General features: G+C 42.7%; 2 protein-coding genes. Both read left to right on the forward strand.

The window, feature by feature from the left end; genetic code table 11:
• Window positions 1-918 (forward strand): replication initiation protein (locus ACG72T_RS12465; protein WP_032489600.1); only part of this gene is annotated, 918 nt, incomplete at its 5' end.
• 106 nt (window positions 919-1,024) lie between these two features.
• A complete protein-coding gene (locus ACG72T_RS12470; protein WP_260204419.1) occupies window positions 1,025-1,282 on the forward strand; it encodes a hypothetical protein in 258 nt (85 codons plus the stop codon).
• The last annotated feature ends 741 nt before the right edge of the window (window positions 1,283-2,023 follow it).

Raw genomic sequence — 2,023 nt, forward strand, 5'->3', positions numbered from 1 at the left:
ATGAGCAATGAATTAGTCAAATATCAACCCGAGTTAAATACCATTCCGCTGCGGAAATTTTCGCCCGTTGAAATGAACTTGTTCTTCTCAATTGTGTCTAGAATGCGCGATAAAGGCGACCAGACAGTGCGCTTTACCTTTGACCAGCTCAAAGACTTGAGTAATTACAAGCCAACAGCAAATCGAAGATTCATAGACGACATTAAACGGACCTATGATCACTTAATGGATTTACGATTCGGCAGCCAAAGCAAGTCCGGCCTAAGTTTTGAGCGTTTTGTCATGTTTACCAAGTTCAAGATTAACGGGGACGCAGACGAGCCCTACGTTGACGTTGAGGTGTATCGTGATGCAATTCCCTTGTTAAACAATCTTGAAAGCTGGGTGCGTTACGCTCTGATTGAATTTAGGGAGTTGAAAAGTAGCTACGCAAAAACCATGTTCCGCTTGTTAAAAGGCTATCGCACCACCGGATACGCCTATTTTTCAAAAGCTGAATTCAACGAACTACTCGATGTGCCCAAAAGCTACAAACCAGGTGACATAGATAGAGCCGTCCTAAAACCAATTAGAGAAGAATTAGCCCCGCTGTTTAAAGGCTTAAGCATTCGCAAAAAATACGGTAAAGGGCGGGGAAAGCCTGTCCTTGGCTATTCTTTCGCATGGAAACCCGAACGCAAAGACGCCGAAGACGTCCACGTCAGCAAAACTGAACGGCTAAATAAAGCGCGCTTCAATATCGAGCACAACGGTGAGCTGTCTGACCAAGAAAAATGGCGGGCAATCGATAAAATAAGGGGTCTCAAACTAGGGACGACTGAAGCTGAACGTGAGCAACAAGCCCAACAGAAACGTGAAGAACAGATACGAGCAGATGAGCGCAAGAAAATTTTAGATAGCCTAACCAAACGCAGATAATTCACTAGAAATAATTTTAGTTGGGCTTGATTTTGTTGTCGCCACTGGCGACTTCTGATACAGGAAATTTAGCACAAACACCATCAATTTTAATTGTGGTGTGTAAGTGCGCATTGACCTCATTTCACTCAGTCTTCTGATTCCCTTTAATTTACGTTTAGGGTATGCCTATCGCTCTGCTCAAACAAAACTGACGACGGCAAGTGTGATGGTCAATTCAGACGGAAACAGCGAAGATGGTTTTCGCTTTATTTGGCGGCGGCCTGATGGCCATTTGCAGGCCGCCAGAGGGCAAGCCCGCATACCTCAGCGACAAGATCTGGAAGAATTAACTAAAAAGGCAGAAGACGCTGGCTGGTATTAGGCAAAATCGCTCTTGAAAGATAAATACACTTCCAAGGAACTCCATTCAAGTCCCTGACACCGTCTGAGAGGCTCATTTTTTTCGTTCTAAGGACGTTTACCCCTCCCAATTGTAAATTATACTGGAAAGCATTAAAACTTCTTAGAACGCAAATATGAGCCTTTTAGGACTATCCACATTTCTTTGTCTTCTGTTAGATTTAGTGTTTCTAACCAGTCAGGTTTCTTTCTAAGCGCCGTTTTAGAAATGGTGTAAAAATGTCTGTTAGTTACTCTGGAATTGCTTAGAACGCAAAATATGGCCTTTTAGCACTATTTGGGTCTACCTGCCGAGCGACAGTCGAGGCTTTTCCTGAACCACGTTTTTGATTTTAGCGAGTGAACGAAGTGAACGCTGCAAGTAAATTGTGAGCGTGATTTTCGCTCACTCCTTTTTGTTTTTTGGTTTTGGTTTTGCATTTTGGGGCACGGAGACGAAGTCGGAGACCCCCGCCTCTTTTATAACCTCTTTTAAAACCTCTTTTAAAACCTCTTTTAGGGGGGGGATGAGCCTTACTCTCCCAAGGGGTACAGAAATGTTTGAACGTAGAATTGTCTGTTTATGAACGTAGAATTGTCTGTTTATGAACGTAGAATTGTCTGTTTATGAACGTAGAATTGTCTGTTTATGAACGTAGCTGTTTGACGTACAACGTTTTATAATATACGCTTGAATTGTAATCGACTTGAAAGAAGGTATTTT

It is taken from the genome of Companilactobacillus sp. FL22-1 (genome assembly GCF_043951805.1).
GTDB lineage: Bacteria > Bacillota > Bacilli > Lactobacillales > Lactobacillaceae > Companilactobacillus.